Source organism: Cyclobacteriaceae bacterium (genome assembly GCA_013141055.1).
Lineage (GTDB): Bacteria > Bacteroidota > Bacteroidia > Cytophagales > Cyclobacteriaceae > ELB16-189.
The window spans coordinates 1,018,433-1,034,742 of record JABFRS010000002.1 but is presented as its reverse complement, the minus strand read 5'-3'; the positions used below and the strand labels follow the sequence as shown (position 1 = coordinate 1,034,742).

16 protein-coding genes are annotated in these 16,310 nt (G+C 42.1%); 10 read left to right on the top strand and 6 right to left on the bottom strand.

The window, feature by feature from the left end:
* The first annotated feature begins 51 nt into the window (after positions 1–51).
* Entirely contained in the window at positions 52–1,167 is a 1,116-nt protein-coding gene (locus tag HOP08_19165; GenBank protein ID NOT77049.1) for a ferredoxin--NADP reductase, read from the top strand.
* Positions 1,168–1,261: 94 nt separating this feature from the next.
* Positions 1,262–2,545, top strand: a complete 1,284-nt coding sequence (locus tag HOP08_19160; protein ID NOT77048.1) for an adenylate/guanylate cyclase domain-containing protein — start codon at positions 1,262–1,264, stop codon at positions 2,543–2,545.
* A gap of 57 nt (positions 2,546–2,602) precedes the next feature.
* On the opposite strand, the gene HOP08_19155 is transcribed toward HOP08_19160, so the two are convergent.
* The 3 genes from HOP08_19155 to HOP08_19145 are packed head-to-tail and all read right to left on the bottom strand — an operon-like array spanning position 2,603 to position 5,419.
* Complete coding sequence (locus tag HOP08_19155; protein NOT77047.1) at positions 2,603–4,099, bottom strand: serine hydrolase; 1,497 nt, start codon at positions 4,097–4,099, stop codon at positions 2,603–2,605.
* Positions 4,100–4,125: 26 nt separating this feature from the next.
* Positions 4,126–4,407, bottom strand: a complete 282-nt coding sequence (locus tag HOP08_19150) for a hypothetical protein (GenBank protein NOT77046.1) — start codon at positions 4,405–4,407, stop codon at positions 4,126–4,128.
* 4 nt (positions 4,408–4,411) lie between these two features.
* Positions 4,412–5,419: an SMP-30/gluconolactonase/LRE family protein gene (locus tag HOP08_19145; GenBank protein NOT77045.1), complete on the bottom strand. Its 1,008-nt coding sequence runs from the start codon at positions 5,417–5,419 to the stop codon at positions 4,412–4,414.
* 56 nt (positions 5,420–5,475) lie between these two features.
* Between HOP08_19145 and HOP08_19140 the strand changes: the two genes are divergently transcribed.
* The 6 genes from HOP08_19140 to HOP08_19115 are packed head-to-tail and all read left to right on the top strand — an operon-like array spanning position 5,476 to position 11,110.
* Positions 5,476–5,817, top strand: coding sequence for a DUF1475 family protein (locus tag HOP08_19140; GenBank protein NOT77044.1), 342 nt, complete (start codon positions 5,476–5,478; stop codon positions 5,815–5,817).
* Positions 5,814–6,599 (top strand): DUF1295 domain-containing protein, encoded by a 786-nt coding sequence (locus tag HOP08_19135; protein ID NOT77043.1) that lies wholly within the window; start codon positions 5,814–5,816, stop codon positions 6,597–6,599. The genes HOP08_19140 and HOP08_19135 overlap by 4 nt, the downstream gene beginning before the upstream one ends.
* Positions 6,600–6,625: 26 nt before the next feature.
* Entirely contained in the window at positions 6,626–7,738 is a 1,113-nt protein-coding gene (locus HOP08_19130) for a class I SAM-dependent methyltransferase (protein NOT77042.1), read from the top strand.
* A gap of 21 nt (positions 7,739–7,759) precedes the next feature.
* Positions 7,760–9,052: an NAD(P)-binding protein gene (locus HOP08_19125; GenBank protein NOT77041.1), complete on the top strand. Its 1,293-nt coding sequence runs from the start codon at positions 7,760–7,762 to the stop codon at positions 9,050–9,052.
* A gap of 22 nt (positions 9,053–9,074) precedes the next feature.
* Positions 9,075–9,866, top strand: coding sequence for a DUF1365 domain-containing protein (locus HOP08_19120; GenBank protein NOT77040.1), 792 nt, complete (start codon positions 9,075–9,077; stop codon positions 9,864–9,866).
* Between the two features lie 5 nt (positions 9,867–9,871).
* Complete coding sequence (locus HOP08_19115) at positions 9,872–11,110, top strand: class I SAM-dependent methyltransferase (protein ID NOT77039.1); 1,239 nt, start codon at positions 9,872–9,874, stop codon at positions 11,108–11,110.
* A gap of 77 nt (positions 11,111–11,187) precedes the next feature.
* Here the strand turns inward: HOP08_19115 and HOP08_19110 are convergent, their stop codons facing one another.
* A complete protein-coding gene (locus HOP08_19110) occupies positions 11,188–11,901 on the bottom strand; it encodes a hypothetical protein (GenBank protein ID NOT77038.1) in 714 nt (237 codons plus the stop codon).
* A gap of 100 nt (positions 11,902–12,001) precedes the next feature.
* Between HOP08_19110 and HOP08_19105 the strand changes: the two genes are divergently transcribed.
* Positions 12,002–12,985 (top strand): tetratricopeptide repeat protein, encoded by a 984-nt coding sequence (locus HOP08_19105; protein NOT77037.1) that lies wholly within the window; start codon positions 12,002–12,004, stop codon positions 12,983–12,985.
* A 4-nt stretch (positions 12,986–12,989) separates the two neighbouring features.
* Here HOP08_19105 and HOP08_19100 read toward each other — a convergent pair whose 3' ends face one another.
* Positions 12,990–13,922 (bottom strand): helix-turn-helix transcriptional regulator, encoded by a 933-nt coding sequence (locus HOP08_19100; GenBank protein ID NOT77036.1) that lies wholly within the window; start codon positions 13,920–13,922, stop codon positions 12,990–12,992.
* 148 nt (positions 13,923–14,070) lie between these two features.
* Between HOP08_19100 and HOP08_19095 the strand changes: the two genes are divergently transcribed.
* Positions 14,071–15,789 carry a M3 family oligoendopeptidase gene (locus HOP08_19095; protein NOT77035.1) on the top strand — a complete coding sequence of 573 codons (1,719 nt, stop codon included), beginning with the start codon at positions 14,071–14,073 and terminating at the stop codon, positions 15,787–15,789.
* A gap of 52 nt (positions 15,790–15,841) precedes the next feature.
* Here the strand turns inward: HOP08_19095 and HOP08_19090 are convergent, their stop codons facing one another.
* Positions 15,842–16,303 carry a DUF4440 domain-containing protein gene (locus tag HOP08_19090; protein NOT77034.1) on the bottom strand — a complete coding sequence of 154 codons (462 nt, stop codon included), beginning with the start codon at positions 16,301–16,303 and terminating at the stop codon, positions 15,842–15,844.
* Positions 16,304–16,310: the final 7 nt, after the last annotated feature.

Sequence of the window (16,310 nt, the reverse complement as noted above, 5' to 3'; positions counted from 1 at the left end):
GCTGCTGTCTATTGAGCAGACAAGCGTTAGGTTTTACTTAAATAGTGTACGATGGCATTTGGCCTGTTTAAAAAGTCCGATAAGAAGAAAGAAGAGTCTCACAGCGGTCCTCGTTATTACGACCTTACCGTTAGAAATATCATTCAGGAAACGAAAGATGCTATTTCAATTGTTTTTGAGCATCCTGCATCCGGAAAAATCGCATATAAATCAGGACAGTTTCTTACCCTCATTGTAAATGTCCAGGGAAAGGAAGTTCGACGTGCTTATTCACTCTGTTCATCTCCTTTTAGCGATGATCATCTCGCTGTTTCCGTCAAACGTGTTGATAATGGTTTAATGTCCAATTGGCTACCTGATAATATAAAATCGGGTTCTATCGTGAAGGTCATGGAACCGATGGGCCAGTTCACCACAGAGTATTCCAAAGAAAAAAAACGCCACCTGATCTTATTTGCAGGTGGAAGTGGTATTACTCCCATGATGTCGATCATCAAGAGTTTGCTAACGCAAGAACCCGATAGTATTGTTTCTCTTATTTATTGTAATCGCAATGTTGACAGCATCATCTTTAAAGATGAATTGACAAAATTGGAAACAAAGTATGAAGGAAGATTACAGACTGTTCATGTCCTTGATGAGGCTCCAATGAACTGGCAGGGATACTCAGGGTTGCTGAATCATGATATGCTTGTGAAACTGTTTGAACGCATTCCAAGCTGGGGTATCGACAAGTCTACATATTTAATGTGCGGACCTGAAGGAATGATGAAGAACGTAGAGGCGATTCTTCAGGAACATAAGATTCCAAAGGAAAGAGTTTTTAAAGAGAGTTTTGTCGCGGGTACGATTGCGAAGGATGAAAAGAAAGAACCCGCTGCGACAGAAAACAAAGCTCGTGAAGTGACGATTCGTTATGATGGTCAGGAATATAAAGTATTGGTGCAGCCAAATCGCGCGATTCTTGAAACAGCATTAGACGCAGGTATTGATTTACCTTACTCATGTCAGAGCGGTTTATGCACAGCTTGCCGTGGAAAAGCTTTATCCGGAAAAGTTAAGCTCGATGAGGAAGAAGGATTATCTCAGTCGGAGAGGGCAGAGGGTTATGTGTTGACTTGTGTTGGGCACCCGCTGACAGATGATGTGGTAATTGAGATTGGATAAATTAAAGTGAACAATAAAGAGTAAGAAATGTGACTTCCCGGTCACATTTTTCTTTAGTTTACGTTCTGATTTCCCTGACACATAACTTGCCTGAATGAAATCTTTCTTTCACCAGCGTTTTGAAGAGCAATTTTTAAATAGCGAAAGACTTCGTACAAGGATCCTGCTGATCTCGTTTAGCATAGGAAGTCTATATGCAATCATCAACTTTTTCATTCTCAGTGGTGAGGCATCGTCCGAGCTGAGAAATGTTATGAGATCCGCGATGCTATTTCTCCTATGCATGACGATCTTTGAGTGTGCTACTTTTTATCTGATCAATCGTGAGATCAGTAAAGGTTCAGGAAAGATTCCGGTGGCTTATTCTTATATCAATGCGTTCATTGAAATTTCTTCGCCGACCTTAATCATGTTGATTGTTGCGGCTAATGTTTCCACTCCCGCCATCGTTCTGCAATCACCGATAGTTTATTTTTATTTCGTTTTCATTATCCTGTCAACACTTCGCCTGGATTTCAGGCTTTCAGTTTTTATTACTCTCATCGCTTCCATTGAATACCTCTTGCTCAGTCTCTATCTTATCGGGTATCATTCACCCGGAGCAATTGATCAGTTACAGAATTCATTCGTTTCCATTCTTGGCAAGTCCCTTGCAACATTTATGTGCGGAATGGGTGCGGCATTTGTGTCAAGGGAAATCAGAAAGGAGATTGACCGATCTCTTGCATTTGCACAAAAAGGAAGCGAGGTCGTTAATATGTTTGGTCAGCAGATATCGAGAGAGATCGTTGATCAGATGCTGGAAGAAAAAGGAAGCATTCCAAGCAAGAAGATGAGAGTGTGCATCATGTTTATTGATATCCGGAATTTCACTTCCTATGTTGTTGGTAAGACACCTTCAGAAATTGTTGCTTATCAGAATATGTTTTTTTCAGTGGTGGTAGATGTTGTAACGAAACACCATGGAATCATCAATCAGTTTCTGGGTGACGGATGCATGGTAACTTTTGGTGCGCCAATGGCTGTGTCCAATCCCGGAAAGAGTGCGGTGATAGCTTCGTTGGAAATACTGGAGCAGCTTTCTCAAAAGCATAAGAATGGTGAGATTCCTTTAATAGGCGTTGGAATGGGTATTCACGTGGGTGAAGTAGTAACCGGAAATATCGGAACATCAGTCCGTCAACAATATTCCATTACAGGAACTCCTGTGATCCTGGCGGCTCGTCTCGAACAGCTCAACAAAGAATATCAATCGCAAATACTTGTTTCATCTCAGGTGATGGAAGAGATCGATCAAAGTCAATACAAATCTGAAAACCTGGGAAGCGTGATGGTGAAGGGGTGGAGTGAGAAGGTGGAGGTCTACAAACTGGCGTAATAAGTCAATGTTATAAGTGAGAGAATGATTGTGAAATCACTCTCTCACTAATCTTTGTCAGTTCTTCGCTTTGTTGAACTCAAAGCCATCAATATTAACCTTGCTTACTTTTCCGTCAATTCCAAGGCTGAACAGCGCATTGATCTTTCCATTTTCTTTTTCATCAAACCAGCCACGGAAAGTATCATAGTTCCAATGGTCAACCGTTGCTTTGATAAAATTATTCATATTGATCGCCAGTTTGTTATCGGCGACTTTAATATCCAGCTCACCGTATTGTGGTGAAGTATATTTTCCTGCGTATTCTGTGATGACCAGAGAAGGCTTGGTATTTAATACTCTCTTCTCTTCAAAAGTCTTTTCGGCTTTTTGCTGATTCTCGCGAAGAGTCGAATAGAGCTTTAGCATTTCCCTGCTCCAGTCGCGATCTCCGCCAAGAGCAAATAGATCCATTGCCTTATACATCAGCGCATGGCGTAATTCAGCATGATCATAATTCTCAAAAATGTAGAAGCCGATATTTTCTTCCTGAATTTGAGCATTGATAGCCGTTAATCCTGAAAGACTTCCTGTATGAAAATTCAGCATCTTTCCTTTATAATCGTGCTGGAACCATCCAAAGCCATATGTTTTCCAGTGTGGCTTGGTTAACGTCTGCGTTGGATAAAATTCTGCATCTGTAACAATGGTTTGTGGCTTGAACATTTCTTTCCACGTTTCCTTTTTCAGCAATCTTCCTCCGCTGTATTTACTGCTGTCAAGCATGCACACAACCCACTTGCTCATATCATCAATGGAAGACCATACAGAGCCTGCCGGGCCCACTGCATCATCTTTAGTATAGGTAATAGGTGTGATCACATTCTCAATCTTGAAATGTGGTTTTGTCTGATTGTCATCTTTAATGTACTTCCTCATAGGCGCTGTGCGTGTCATTCCAAGTGGAGTGAAGATTTTTTCCTGGATGTAAACTTCCCATGGTTTACCACTGATCTTTTTAATCACTTCTCCTGCCGCGATATAAAACACGTTCTGATAAATAAATCCTGCGCGGAAAGAATAGCTCGGCTTCACATCGCGCATCTTCCTAAGCACCTCTTCAACAGGTATGTCCATCAGTCCCCATACAAAATCTGCATTGCCGACACCGCTATTATGTAGAAACAGATCCCGCACACGCAATTCACGAGTCACATAAGGATCGTATAATTGATATTCAGGAAGGTATTTGCTAACCGGATCATCCCATTTTACTTTTCCTTCGTCTACCAGAATACCCATGCACACTGCCGTCATTGCCTTTGTGGTAGAAGCGCACGCAAAAAGTGTTTCTGTATTTACGACACCAGGTTTTCCTATTTCCCGCACTCCGTATCCTTTTTTCAGAATCACCTTTCCATCTTTCACCACGGTTACGGCAAGTCCTGGAATTTCCCACTGCTTGCGACCAGCTTCAACATATTGATCAAACTCCTTGATCTTTTGATCCAGCGTAGAAGTCTTCTGTGCAAATGCGATGGAGCAAATGAATAAAAAGGGAAGGACAAGTTTCATGGTTTGGGATTAGGTTACACGTATGACTAAGATTTTACAGATGGGTTAGACGAAGCTTTGCGAGAGATGATCATCCGCGCAAGCGCAGACACAGCAACTACAACCCATACAACATTAATGACGGTCGATGCAAAGGCTTCTTTGTAATTGGTGTAAACGATCAGAAAAATTCCACCCGTTAAATTTAAAAGTTGAAACACCAGGGAGTCTGATTTTATTTTCTGATAGCTATTCAAAGCATAAGCCGCAATTACAGCCGCTGATCCTGCCCATCCGATGGTCTCGATAATAATTTCTAAAGTTGTCATATTCTTACTTTCTCAATTTTACACGCAACAAATACATATCGTTGGTGATGTATAAAACTTTTCCGTCAGGGGATAATGCAGTATTGGAGCATGCTTCATCAAGCTTGATCTTTCCTAAAAGTTTTCCTTCAGGATTGAAGATAAAAACACCACCCGGTCCTGATGCGAAGATAGTCCCATTGTCATCCACTTTTAATCCATCAGGAAGTCCCTTTACAGATGAGGTCAGAGAGGTAGCATCATAAAATATTGATCCACCTGAGATAGCGGCATTACCCGTTCCATCCGTGATCATGTTATATTTATACCAACGTGCTTTATCAGAATCTGAATTGGCAACATATATTTTTGTATGATCGGGAGAGAACGCGATGCCATTGGGTCTTGTGAGTGAATCGACTAGAAGATTTACCGTTCCATCCTTTGCAATACGATAAACTCCCTGAAAAGAAATTTCTTTCAAAGAATCAGCAGCTAATCCATAGGGAGGATCCGTTAGATAAAAATCACCATTGTAAAAGGCAGCGTCGTTAGGACTATTAAATCTTTTGCCCTGATATTTATCAGCGATGGTCTGGTACTCTGCTTTCTGTACATCCACAGTGGCGTTCATCCGCGCAAGTCTCCTGTCGCCATGCTGACAGAGAACGAGTGTTCCATTATCATCCAGTAAAAGTCCGTTAGAGCCTGGCTCACCTCCAATTGGTTCGGTGGTAGTATGTCCTGAAGGAAGGAGATAGGTTTCAATACCTTTCTCTTCTGTCCATTTAAACACAGTATTTTTGGGGATATCTGAAAAGAGGAGCATTTTTTGGTCCTCGATCCACAGTGGACCTTCCGTCCATTCAAATCCCTCGGCAATCACCTCAACTTTCGCATCTTTTGTAATAATGTTATTGATCGCTGAATCAAGGCGTTCAATGCTTCCGATGGTTTTTGTCTCGATGGAGGGCTTACAGCCGTAAATCAGGGCTATTAAAACTATTCCGAGTATTCTCTGTTGACTTTTCATGCGGGTTTGAAATCTGCTTTCTGTGTTGGTTCGTAAGTTTAATAAAATTCCATGGCATGGTATCCTTTCTGAAGATTTTCCTGAGTGTAGTATGGCTTTTTATGGTCTATATGGTCGTTTCGACAAGCCTGGAAAGCAGCCTATTCGAAGAGTGGAACTTTCTGGGATCAATCCCCTGGATGAGAGCAACTCTGTGGGATTTCTACGCCAATGTCCTCGTTATTTATCTCTTTGTTCTGTACCGTGAAAGAAACCTTGCTATCAAGCTCATGTGGGCTATCCTGTTCTTTACACTTGGCAGCATTGGCACCATAGGTTACATATTAATTGAATTGTTTTCCCTGAAAAAGGGAGAGAAGATAGATGTTTTGCTGAAACCAAAATCAGCACATTCATGATCGCACTAACCGATCTGTTCATCTATGGTGCAATAGCATTGTTGTTATTGTTCACATTCACATGGTTGATTCAGCTTCAGACGAAGAATGCAGCCATCGTTGATACTATCTGGTCTGCAAGCTTTCCCATGCTCGCGATCATTTATTTTATTTTTGTGAATGGTTACATGCCGCGTCAACTATTGATTCTTGGCGCTGTCTGCTGCTGGGGATTTCGCTTGGCTTTTCATCTATACCAACGTACAGTAGGTCAACCAGAAGATGTCCGGTATACAGCATTGCGCAAAGAGTGGGGCGATAAGCAAAACATTCTCATGCTTCGGTTCTATTATTTCCAGGCCATCCTTGCATTGGTGCTTTCATTACCCTTTGCATTGATCATGGTCAACCCTGCAGAGGAATTAAATTATTTCGAGATCATTGGGGGTGTGATATGGTTTGTGGCTTTGATCGGGGAGACTATCGCCGACAATCAATTAAAGAAGTTCAAGGAAAGTCCGTCCAATAAGGGAAAGGTTTGTGATCGCGGACTATGGTATTACTCACGTCATCCTAATTATTTCTTTGAATGGATGATCTGGATAGGATTTTTTGTGATGGCATTGAGTTCTCCCTTTGGATACATCAGTATCATCTGTCCGATTGCGATGTGGTTTTTCCTTACCAAAGTGACAGGTATCAAATACACTGAAGAACAAATGGTTAAATCCCGTGGTCAGAAATTCATCGAATATCAAAAAACGACATCACCTTTTATTCCATTACCAAAGCGCAAACCTTAATTGTTCATTCATTTTAATGTAAAAATATGTGGTACAACAGCCTTCTTGAAAAAAACCTCGTTCCTGATTTTCTTATTCGTGCCGGAATCAAAAGAATTTGTGCCGAAAGAATTAAAGAAGAGACAGTTGCTGACTTTGAACACCAACAGCAGAAGTTCATGGACTTCGTTGCGTTGCTTAAGCAAAGCCCGATTGCTGTTGAGACCAAAGCTGCCAACGAACAACATTATGAAGTTCCTACAGAGTTCTTCAAGTGGGTATTGGGCAAGAATCTTAAATACAGTTCAGGCTATTGGAAGGATGGCGTTACTTCATTCGATCAATCGGAAGATGACATGCTCAGCCTTACCTGTGAGCGTGCAGAATTGAAGAATGGGATGGACATCCTGGAATGTGGTTGTGGATGGGGATCGTTGTCGCTCTTCATGGCGACAAAATTCCCGGAGAGCAAGGTAACAGGTGTTTCCAATTCTGCTACCCAGAAACTATACATTGATTCTGAAGCAAAGAAACGTGGCATCACCAATCTTCAGATTATCACGTGTGATATGAATGTTTTTCAAACCTCAGAAAAATTCGATCGCATTGTGTCGGTCGAGATGTTTGAGCACATGCGTAACTATAAATCATTGCTGGAAAAGCTTTCGGGTTTCCTTCGTGATGATGGCAAGATGTTCATTCATATTTTCACACACCATTCTTTGAGCTATTTGTATGAAGTGAAGAATGATACTGATTGGATGGCGAAGTATTTCTTCTCCGGAGGCATCATGCCGAGTGATCACCTGTTGCTTTACTTCGCTGATCACTTCAAGATTGAAAAACACTGGCGTGTCAATGGAATGCATTACAGCAAGACTTCTGAAGCATGGCTGACGAAGATGGATGAACATAAGGAATTGATCATGCCTTTGTTTGAAAAAACTTATGGGGAAAATCAGGCAGTGAAGTGGTGGGTCTACTGGCGTGTCTTCTTCATGGCGTGTGCCGAACTGTTTGGATATAAAAATGGTACAGAGTGGATGGTCAGTCATTATCTGTTTGAAAAGCAGCCTCAGCATCATTCACTGGCGCAGGCACTTTCAATGGAAGAGCGCAATGATTATTTCTCTGCAGAAAAGTCCTTCCGTAATAATTAATCAACGACCTAACAAAAGATCATGGAATCAATAGCAATCATAGGAACCGGCATCGCAGGAATGGGATGTGGACACTTTCTTCATCGCGAATACGATCTTACTTTCTACGAGCAGAACTCATACGTAGGTGGTCATACAAATACCGTCTATGTTGAAGAGGACGGTAAAAAGATTCCCATCGATACGGGCTTTATCGTTTTTAACGAGACGACATATCCTAACCTGGTAAAACTATTCAGAGAGTTGAATGTCGGCGTCAAGCCCACCAATATGTCTTTTGGTGTACAACATTTGCCCAGTGGTCTTGAATACAGCAGCCTGAATCTTTTCGCACAGAAGAAAAATTATTTCAGTCCTGGTTTTTGGAAGATGCTTCTCCAGATCAATCGCTTCTATAAAGAGGCTGAAGAAATTCTTACGAATGATCGATTCATCTCCTATTCCATTCATGATTATGCAAAGGAGAGAGGCTATGGAGACAGATTCCTATATGATTATATCGTCCCAATGAGCTCAGCTCTCTGGTCGACGCCAACGGATATTACTTTAAAGTATCCTGCCCGCGCTTTGGTACAGTTCTTTAAGAACCATGGCCTGCTTGGAATCACCGGACAGTTTCAGTGGTATACTGTTCACAATGGTAGCTGGCAGTATCGTGATAAATTGATTGCTCCTTTCAAAGACAGGATACAGTTGCGTAATGGGGTTCAGAAAGTGGTCCGTAAAAACGGAAAAGCCATCATCACATCAACCGATGGTTCTGAAAAAGTTTATGATAAAGTAATCTTTGCATGTCATGCTGATCAGACTTTACGCCTGCTGCAGGATCCTACCGAACTGGAAGGAAGACTTCTGAAAAACTTCGATTATCAAAAGAATATTGCCACTCTTCATACAGATGAAGCGGTTATGCCGAAAATCAAATCGACATGGTCAGCGTGGAATTACCGTGTTGAAAAGGTAAAGGGTGAACTGACAACCTGCACCATTTATGACATGAACATTTTGCAAAAGGTTTCTGCAAAGAAAAATTACTTTGTTTCTATCAATGATCCTGGTGTGATTGATGAATCTAAGGTGATAAAGAGGATAGAGTATGATCATCCAATTTTTACACCTGCAACGGCCGAAGCGCAACGCCTTCTCCCAAGATTGAATGAAAACGGTGTCAGTTATTTTGCCGGAAGCTATTTCCGTTTTGGCTTCCATGAGGATGCCTTTACCAGCGCGGTTGATCTCTGTACAAAACTGCTCGGAAGAGACGCCTGGGCCGCTCCGAAGGTCAAAAATCCGGAAATGCTGGTCACTGCGTAGATAGTGGAAATTCGTTAGGAAAATGAACTCTTGCCTGTATCGTTGCGAAGTTATGCACCATCGTCTGGTGCCGCGCGAGCACAAATTCCGGTATAATGTATTCATGTTTTACATCGACCTCGATGAGGTTGAGCAACTTCATAAAAAGCTCCGCTTCTTAAGCTGTGGCAGGTCAAACTGGTTCAACTTCAGAAACCAGGATCATCTTCAGTTTCCACTTGGAAAAGGACACAATCAGAAATCAGTAAAACAGAACGTTTTAGATTATTTGAAAAGCCAGGGTGTCACAGTAGAGGGCAGAGTAATGCTGCTCACAAATGTTTCGACGCTGGGTTATTCTTTCAATCCTATTTCATTCTACCTGTGCTTTGATACGGATAACAATCCTGTGTGCTCAGTAGCGGAAGTTTGCAATACTCACGGTGAGATGAAACTCTACCTGTTGGACAAAGATTGCTATGATGGAACAGCGTTTGGTAAGCTTGTAACAAAGAACTTTTACGTTTCACCTTTCACTGACCTCGATGCTGCCTTCCACTTTATATTTAAAGTTCCCGGTGAAACAGCGCTGATGCGTGTTGACGACTATCAGGAAGGCAAGCGATTCCTGCTGACTTCCCTTTCCGGAAAAAAGAAACCGTTGAATGACTGGAATTTGCTTTTCTATGGTATTCGCTTTCCGTTCATCACAATGGGTATAATGTTCTCTATCTATTGGCAGGCATTACGTCTGAAATTGAAAAAGATTCCATTTCGCGATAAAGATTTTAACATTCACTTACAACAGGATAAGTATCAATACAAAAAAGTATAACCTATATGCCATCTACTTCCTTAGTTCTAACCAGAAAGTACTCATTGTATGAGACGTTGCTATTCAAGGTTTTCAATCAGCTTCCGCTGGGCTCTCTTGAACTTGAACTTCCCGATGGCCATGTCTTGTATTTTGGTAATGGAAACGAAGTGAAGGCGCGGATCCGTGTCATCAACAACGACTTCTTTTCAAAGTCGGTATGGTATGGTGATATTGGCTTTGCTGAATCCTATATGGATGGCGACTGGTACACAGACAATATTTCTGATGTTATCTCATGGTTTATCATCAACCTGAATTATAACCCGATCCTGACAGGAAAGGGAGTACGTAAGTATGCAATCAACTTTGCCAGGTTGTTTAATAACTTATACCACAAGGCAAGAAAGAATACCATCGCGGGATCGAAAAAGAATATTTGTGAACACTACGATCTGGGGAATGATTTTTACAAGTTGTTCCTTGATAAGACGATGACATATTCAAGTGCTATTTTTCAACATGCTGATCAAAGCCTGGAAGATGCGCAAACTGAAAAGTATGATCGTCTGTGCCGCCAGATATCATTAAAGCCAACGGACCATATTCTTGAGATTGGCAGCGGCTGGGGAGGATTTGCTGTGCATGCTGCAAAGAACTATGGATGTAAAGTCACAACCGTAACGATCTCCGATGAGCAATTCAAATATGCGAAAGCAAGATTTGAAAAGGAGGGATTGCAAGATCAGGTTGAAATTCGTTTGCAGGACTACCGCACACTGGAAGGAACTTTTGATAACATTGTTTCCATTGAAATGCTGGAAGCAGTAGGGCATGAGTTTCTGCCGGTGTATTTCGCAAAGGTTAATGAACTACTGAAGTCCAACGGAAGTATTGCTCTTCAGGTGATTACCTCAGGGGAGAAACGCTATAATGAATTCCGCAAGGATGTCGACTTTATTCAGAAGCATATTTTCCCGGGATCACAAACGCCTTCTATCAGCGCGATCCAGGATGCGATCAACAAGGTTTCTGATTTGAATCTGTTTGATGCAAAAGACATTGGTCTGCACTATGCAAAAACTTTAAAGCTGTGGTCTGACTCTTTCAATCAAAAGCTGGAAGAAGTGAAGAAGCTTGGAATGGATGATAAATTTATCCGTAAGTGGAACTACTATCTTCACTATTGTGAATCAGCGTTCAGACTCAGACATGTATCGGTGATGCAGTTGGTCTACACCAGACCCAACAATACAAGCATCTAAACATTTAAGATCTCAAATAAGAAAGGGCTTCGATCTTTAAATCGGGAGCCCTTTCATTTTTACTATCGCTTTTAATTCTACTTTCTTTCCTGGTACAGCTTCCTCATCGCCATAAAATGTAAACCATACGCCATCGGCACCAGCAATCCCGGTAACCAAATAAACGGGAAATGGGTAAGAATTGTATTCGTGGGTTCATTCATAAATACTCTGAATGGTGTTGGCAGGGAGAGAATAGCAACAATAATGATGTTCATCAAAATCCCCAATGAAATGACATTCCAAAGGATCATGACTGTTCTGTTCTTCGAAAAGAAATAAGCTGCGAAAGGAGCTGTGACACCCACAACGACATCAATGTTTCTTCCTTCAAAGGTCATTTGCACAGGAAGTACATTTTGAATGAACAGCATCCAAAGAAGTATTTCCACAAACAATCTGAAGACCTGAAGTCGCACGATGTTGAGCATTGGTATTTGCTTTAAAATCTCGGTCGTCTTACCGGAGAATGTTGAGAACAGAAGTGTGATCAGGGGAAACACCAGCAGGATCATGAAGCGGGGAGGAAACGTGGAGAAGTCCTGGAAGAAGCCGATCAATCCTAGAACACTGATCACCAGCGTCCAGCCAATGGTAACTATGACTGCGCGGTTGAAGACTGTTGATTTCTTCTTCTCATCCCAGGAAGTCAGGAAGATTGCTTTTCTGAGTTCCTTGAATGCAAGGGCGTACATAACAATGGTGAGTACGATAAAGCCTGTCTGAGTGAGAATGAGGGGGGTATTTTCCATGTGATTTGTATTTTTTTCAATAATACGGGCCGCTGTGACAGAGAGTGTTGACAAAAGTTGCTAAAAATCCGGAAACGCCATTCTGGTCGTACATTGAGCAATGGCACCATCGAAGCTCATCCGGACCCTCGTTCCTTTCCTCTTCTGGATGATATCCTCATTCATAGCCTTTGGGCAATCTCAGGTAATCCTCAATTCAAAGAAACTTTTTGAGGAACGAAGCTTCGAAAAAGCCAAAGCTATTCTAAGCAATGTTCAGTCAACTCATTCCGACTATGCAGAAGCACTATACTATCAGGGAAGAATTGCAGTTGAAGAGAGAAAGTATGATCTGTCAATTGAGAAATTTGAAGAAGCCATAGAGATCAATCCTGAAAACGTTGAGTATCACAACTGGCTTGGAGTTATGTATGGAGTAGTGGCCATGAATTCCAGTCCATTGAAGCAGGCTTACCTCGCACCCAAAATCAAAAACGAATTTGAAAAAGCAGCATCCATTGATCCGGACAATCTTCCAACTCAATGGGGGCTCATTACCTATTATACAAAAGCTCCCGGATTTTTAGGCGGCAGTTGGGAAAAAGCATTGGCATGCGCTGCTACAATCACACGCCATAACAAAGCACAGGGCATACGTGCATATGCATTAGTACATGCAGGTCAGAATAAAACTGCGTTAGCGGAAAAAGAGTATCTCGAAGCAATTCGATTGGAGCCAACCACATGTGAACATGTTTTTGCTTTAGCACAATTCTATAACGATCAAAAACTTTTCGATAAGGCAGTTCGCCTATATGAAGATGTGCTCAATAAAAATCCACGGAACATGGTTGCATCCTATCATCTCGGTGCAGTGAGCGCTACTTCCGGATTACAGGCCGACAGAGGAATTGCCTGTCTGAATCAGTATCTCGCTTATACACCTCGTCCAAATGAGCCAGGACATTCTGATGCCAATCTTAATCTTGCTTTGATCTATGAAAAAAAGGGAGATAACAGGATGGCTAAAAAATATTATGAATCAACACTTGCGATCTTCCCGGGAATGAAAGAGGCGAAGGAAGGTCTCGCCCGAGTTAATTGATTCTTTAACTGACGATCTCCCTGAATCTTGTCGGATACACTCCGCTCTCATTCTTAAACAATCTGCTAAAGCTGCTCACCGTATCAAAGCCGAGTTCTCTTGCAATCCCACCAATTTCAGATTTACCTTTCAATAGTTCTTTAGCCTTCTGAATCTTTAAAGCTGTAATGAGCTGATGTGGTGTTTGATTGTAAGCAAGCTTGAAGAGTCTTAGAAAATGAAACTTGGATAAGCAACTGATGCGCGACAGTTCATCAAGATCCGGATTGTGATGATAGGATGAATAAATATAGTCCGTTGCGTGAAGCAGTCTTTTCAGTATCTCTTCCCGTGTGGATTGTTTTACAACAGTTAAATTGGATGAGATCTTTAGCACTTTCTTTTCTTCATTCAACAGGATGGTGACGAGCTGGAATAATTTTTCCTCTACAAGAAGTTTGTCATTGTCGCCGCTCCTGATATCAGAAATAGTCTGATGAAACTCTTTTGAAGATGGGATCAATCGGTTATAAAAACCGAAGTTTTCATTTCTGGCATCAAGTCTGTTTTCAATCAATTGATCCGGTGAAGAGAAGATGCTCTGAAAAGCTTTTTTAGAAAATGCTTCTCCGAAGTGAATGTTAAAGGTTTCAGCAGGCTTCTGATTCTCTACCTCAAGCGTATAGACTTGTTTGGTATTGGAGATGAAAAACATTCCCGGTGTCAGCGCTACTCTTTTGCGGTCGACCGTCACATGACTTTTGCCGGAAAGATTACTGAAAATGGAGAGCGGTCCGGAAATATTATCCCGAACGATGTTACTCGCAGTGACATTTAAGATCGCCGTTGGCCATCCCTGATTTTCCAGCACATGGCCATTCGCCCCCTTGCGATTGGCGAATTGATCCGCCACTTGTGATTTCAGCCATGCCAGGTTAGGAAACTGCTTTAAAATCATGGTCCCTTCAACGATTTCTATTCTGTAAAGTTCTCCCCCGTGAATTTATGAAAAAGTGATTTGGTAATTTGAAATTTTGGTGATTGGTTCGCCGTTGATTTAAAGATAGTTGTTACTTTAAACTTACATCATCAAATACTTAAGCTAAATGTCTGAACTCGTTATTCCCACTCGCCCTAAGCGCCTCTTTCTAAAGGAAGATTTCACAGTGACTAACTGGGAGGAATTAAAGCCCTATTTCGATGCTCTCCTAAACAAGAACATCAGCTCTTCTTCCGACCTCAGGGATTGGTTCCGCGATCGCAGCGAACTGGAGTCCGCCATCAGTGAGGATCTTGGGTGGCGATATATTCGCATGACATGCTACACAGATAACAAAGAGAACAGCGATAAGTACCAGGATTTTGTTCAGAACATTCAACCACAGATCGCACCTGTTTCAGATCAGCTGAATAAAAAGGCTGCCGCTTCACCTTTTCTTCAGGAGCTTTCCAAAGAACCAGGATTTAATATCCTTATCCGCAACCTTAAGAAGGATATTGAGCTCTTCCGTGAAGAGAATGTCCCTCTTTACACTGAGATCAATACCGAAACACAGAAGTACGCACAACTGTCAGGGGCCATGACCATTGAATGGAAGGGGCAGGAGCTGACATTACAACAGGCATCCGTTGTTCTGCTGGAAACAGATCGTGCTGTTCGTGAGGAAATGTATCACAAGATCACAGCGCGTAGATTGAAAGATAAAGATGTGCTGGATGAGCTGTTCACCAAACTTATAAAGCTGCGCCACCAGGTAGCGGTGAATGCCGGGTTCTCCAATTTCCGTGACTATATGTTTAAGTCATATGGAAGATTCGACTACACACCAAAAGATTGTTTTGATTTCCATGATTCTATTTCGTCAGAAGTAGTTCCGGTCATCGAAGAACTGGTAGAAGCAAGAAAAGAATCGTTGGGGGTTGACACTCTTCGTCCCTGGGATAAAGCGGTGGATACGCAAGGTCGCCCTGCTTTGAAAGCATTTGAAGGCGGCAAGGATCTAACCGATAAATCCATTGAGTGCTTTAAGCGAATTGATCCATTCCTTGGGGAGTGTTTGCAGATCATGAATGCAATGGGTCACCTTGATCTTGAATCCCGCAAAGGCAAAGCGCCGGGGGGTTACAATTATCCTTTATCAGAGATCGGAGTGCCGTTTATATTTATGAATGCGACATCCACTATGCGTGACATGACTACAATCATGCATGAGGGCGGACACGCTGTTCACAATTTCCTTACGAAAGATCTTGCCCTTGGAGACTTCAAGAGCCCGCCAATGGAAGTTGCCGAGCTTGCATCAATGTCGATGGAATTAATTTCCATGGATCAATGGGATATCTTCTTTAAGAATCCTGAAGACCTGAGTCGCGCACGCATGGAACAACTGGAAGATACTATTGAGACGCTTCCATGGGTAGCGACCATTGATAAATTCCAGCATTGGATCTATGAAAACCCGGAGCATACTACCGAGCAAAGAAAGAGACGCTGGAATATTATATTTCATGAGTTTGCAGATACAGTAACCGATTGGCAGGGACTTGAAGAAGCAAAGGACTACCTGTGGCAGAAGCAGCTTCACTTATACGAAGTGCCATTCTATTATATTGAGTACGGCATGGCTCAACTCGGTGCCATCGCTATCTGGAGAAATTATAAGAAAGACAGGAAGCAGGGATTGGATGGATACCTCAATGCATTAAAGCTTGGAAATCTTAAGACTATTCCTGAAATCTACAAGGCAGCAGGAATCAAGTTCGACTTCAGCAAACCTTATATTAAGGAGCTGATGAGTTTCGTCAAAAAAGAAACGGGCATTTGAGAATATACTGGTGGTGATGATGAGATGGATGAAGCTCATCATCACCACTGAATTACTTGATCAACGAGGAGGTATGATCATATACCGCCAGCCACTTCCCATCAATTTTCTGAAAGATCAGTGTGATCATTCCATCCATCGGACCGACCTCACGTGTGAGGTGAAAGCTGGCGCTCACTACAAAAGTGGTTGGTGAAAGGGGAGTGATCTTCAGGATTTCATAACCGAGGGTACCCATCGACGCACGGTCAGGATAGGCCTTTTTGTATTGCTCAAGCACATCCTGCCATCCGTGATTGATACCCCGCTGACTCATGAACTGAAGTGCATCGGATTTCCAGTAGCCTTCCATAAAAGCTTCCAGGTCGCCGTTGTTCCAGGCAATTTGTTCTGCATCCAGGATCGCCCGGATAGCAGCCTCGTCTGCTTTTACGTCGAAGGTGGGTCTCTTTAAATAGTCGCAAGCAGCGGTAAGGATGCAAAAGATCAGCAACAGACTGAATTTTGATTTCATGAGTGGA

Excerpts from the sequence above, each read along its gene's own strand:
- HOP08_19150 (NOT77046.1), bottom strand. The coding sequence starts at position 4,407 with ATGACAACTTTAGAAATTATTATCGAGACCATCGGATGGGCAGGATCA.
- HOP08_19120 (NOT77040.1), top strand. The coding sequence starts at position 9,075 with ATGAACTCTTGCCTGTATCGTTGCGAAGTTATGCACCATCGTCTGGTG.
- HOP08_19135 (NOT77043.1), top strand. The coding sequence starts at position 5,814 with ATGATCGCACTAACCGATCTGTTCATCTATGGTGCAATAGCATTGTTG.
- HOP08_19125 (NOT77041.1), top strand. The coding sequence starts at position 7,760 with ATGGAATCAATAGCAATCATAGGAACCGGCATCGCAGGAATGGGATGT.
- HOP08_19145 (NOT77045.1), bottom strand. The coding sequence starts at position 5,419 with ATGAAAAGTCAACAGAGAATACTCGGAATAGTTTTAATAGCCCTGATT.
- HOP08_19100 (NOT77036.1), bottom strand. The coding sequence starts at position 13,922 with ATGATTTTAAAGCAGTTTCCTAACCTGGCATGGCTGAAATCACAAGTG.
- HOP08_19130 (NOT77042.1), top strand. The coding sequence starts at position 6,626 with ATGTGGTACAACAGCCTTCTTGAAAAAAACCTCGTTCCTGATTTTCTT.
- HOP08_19140 (NOT77044.1), top strand. The coding sequence starts at position 5,476 with ATGGTATCCTTTCTGAAGATTTTCCTGAGTGTAGTATGGCTTTTTATG.
- HOP08_19165 (NOT77049.1), top strand. The coding sequence starts at position 52 with ATGGCATTTGGCCTGTTTAAAAAGTCCGATAAGAAGAAAGAAGAGTCT.
- HOP08_19115 (NOT77039.1), top strand. The coding sequence starts at position 9,872 with ATGCCATCTACTTCCTTAGTTCTAACCAGAAAGTACTCATTGTATGAG.
- HOP08_19090 (NOT77034.1), bottom strand. The coding sequence starts at position 16,303 with ATGAAATCAAAATTCAGTCTGTTGCTGATCTTTTGCATCCTTACCGCT.
- HOP08_19105 (NOT77037.1), top strand. The coding sequence starts at position 12,002 with ATGGCACCATCGAAGCTCATCCGGACCCTCGTTCCTTTCCTCTTCTGG.
- HOP08_19095 (NOT77035.1), top strand. The coding sequence starts at position 14,071 with ATGTCTGAACTCGTTATTCCCACTCGCCCTAAGCGCCTCTTTCTAAAG.
- HOP08_19155 (NOT77047.1), bottom strand. The coding sequence starts at position 4,099 with ATGAAACTTGTCCTTCCCTTTTTATTCATTTGCTCCATCGCATTTGCA.
- HOP08_19160 (NOT77048.1), top strand. The coding sequence starts at position 1,262 with ATGAAATCTTTCTTTCACCAGCGTTTTGAAGAGCAATTTTTAAATAGC.
- HOP08_19110 (NOT77038.1), bottom strand. The coding sequence starts at position 11,901 with ATGGAAAATACCCCCCTCATTCTCACTCAGACAGGCTTTATCGTACTC.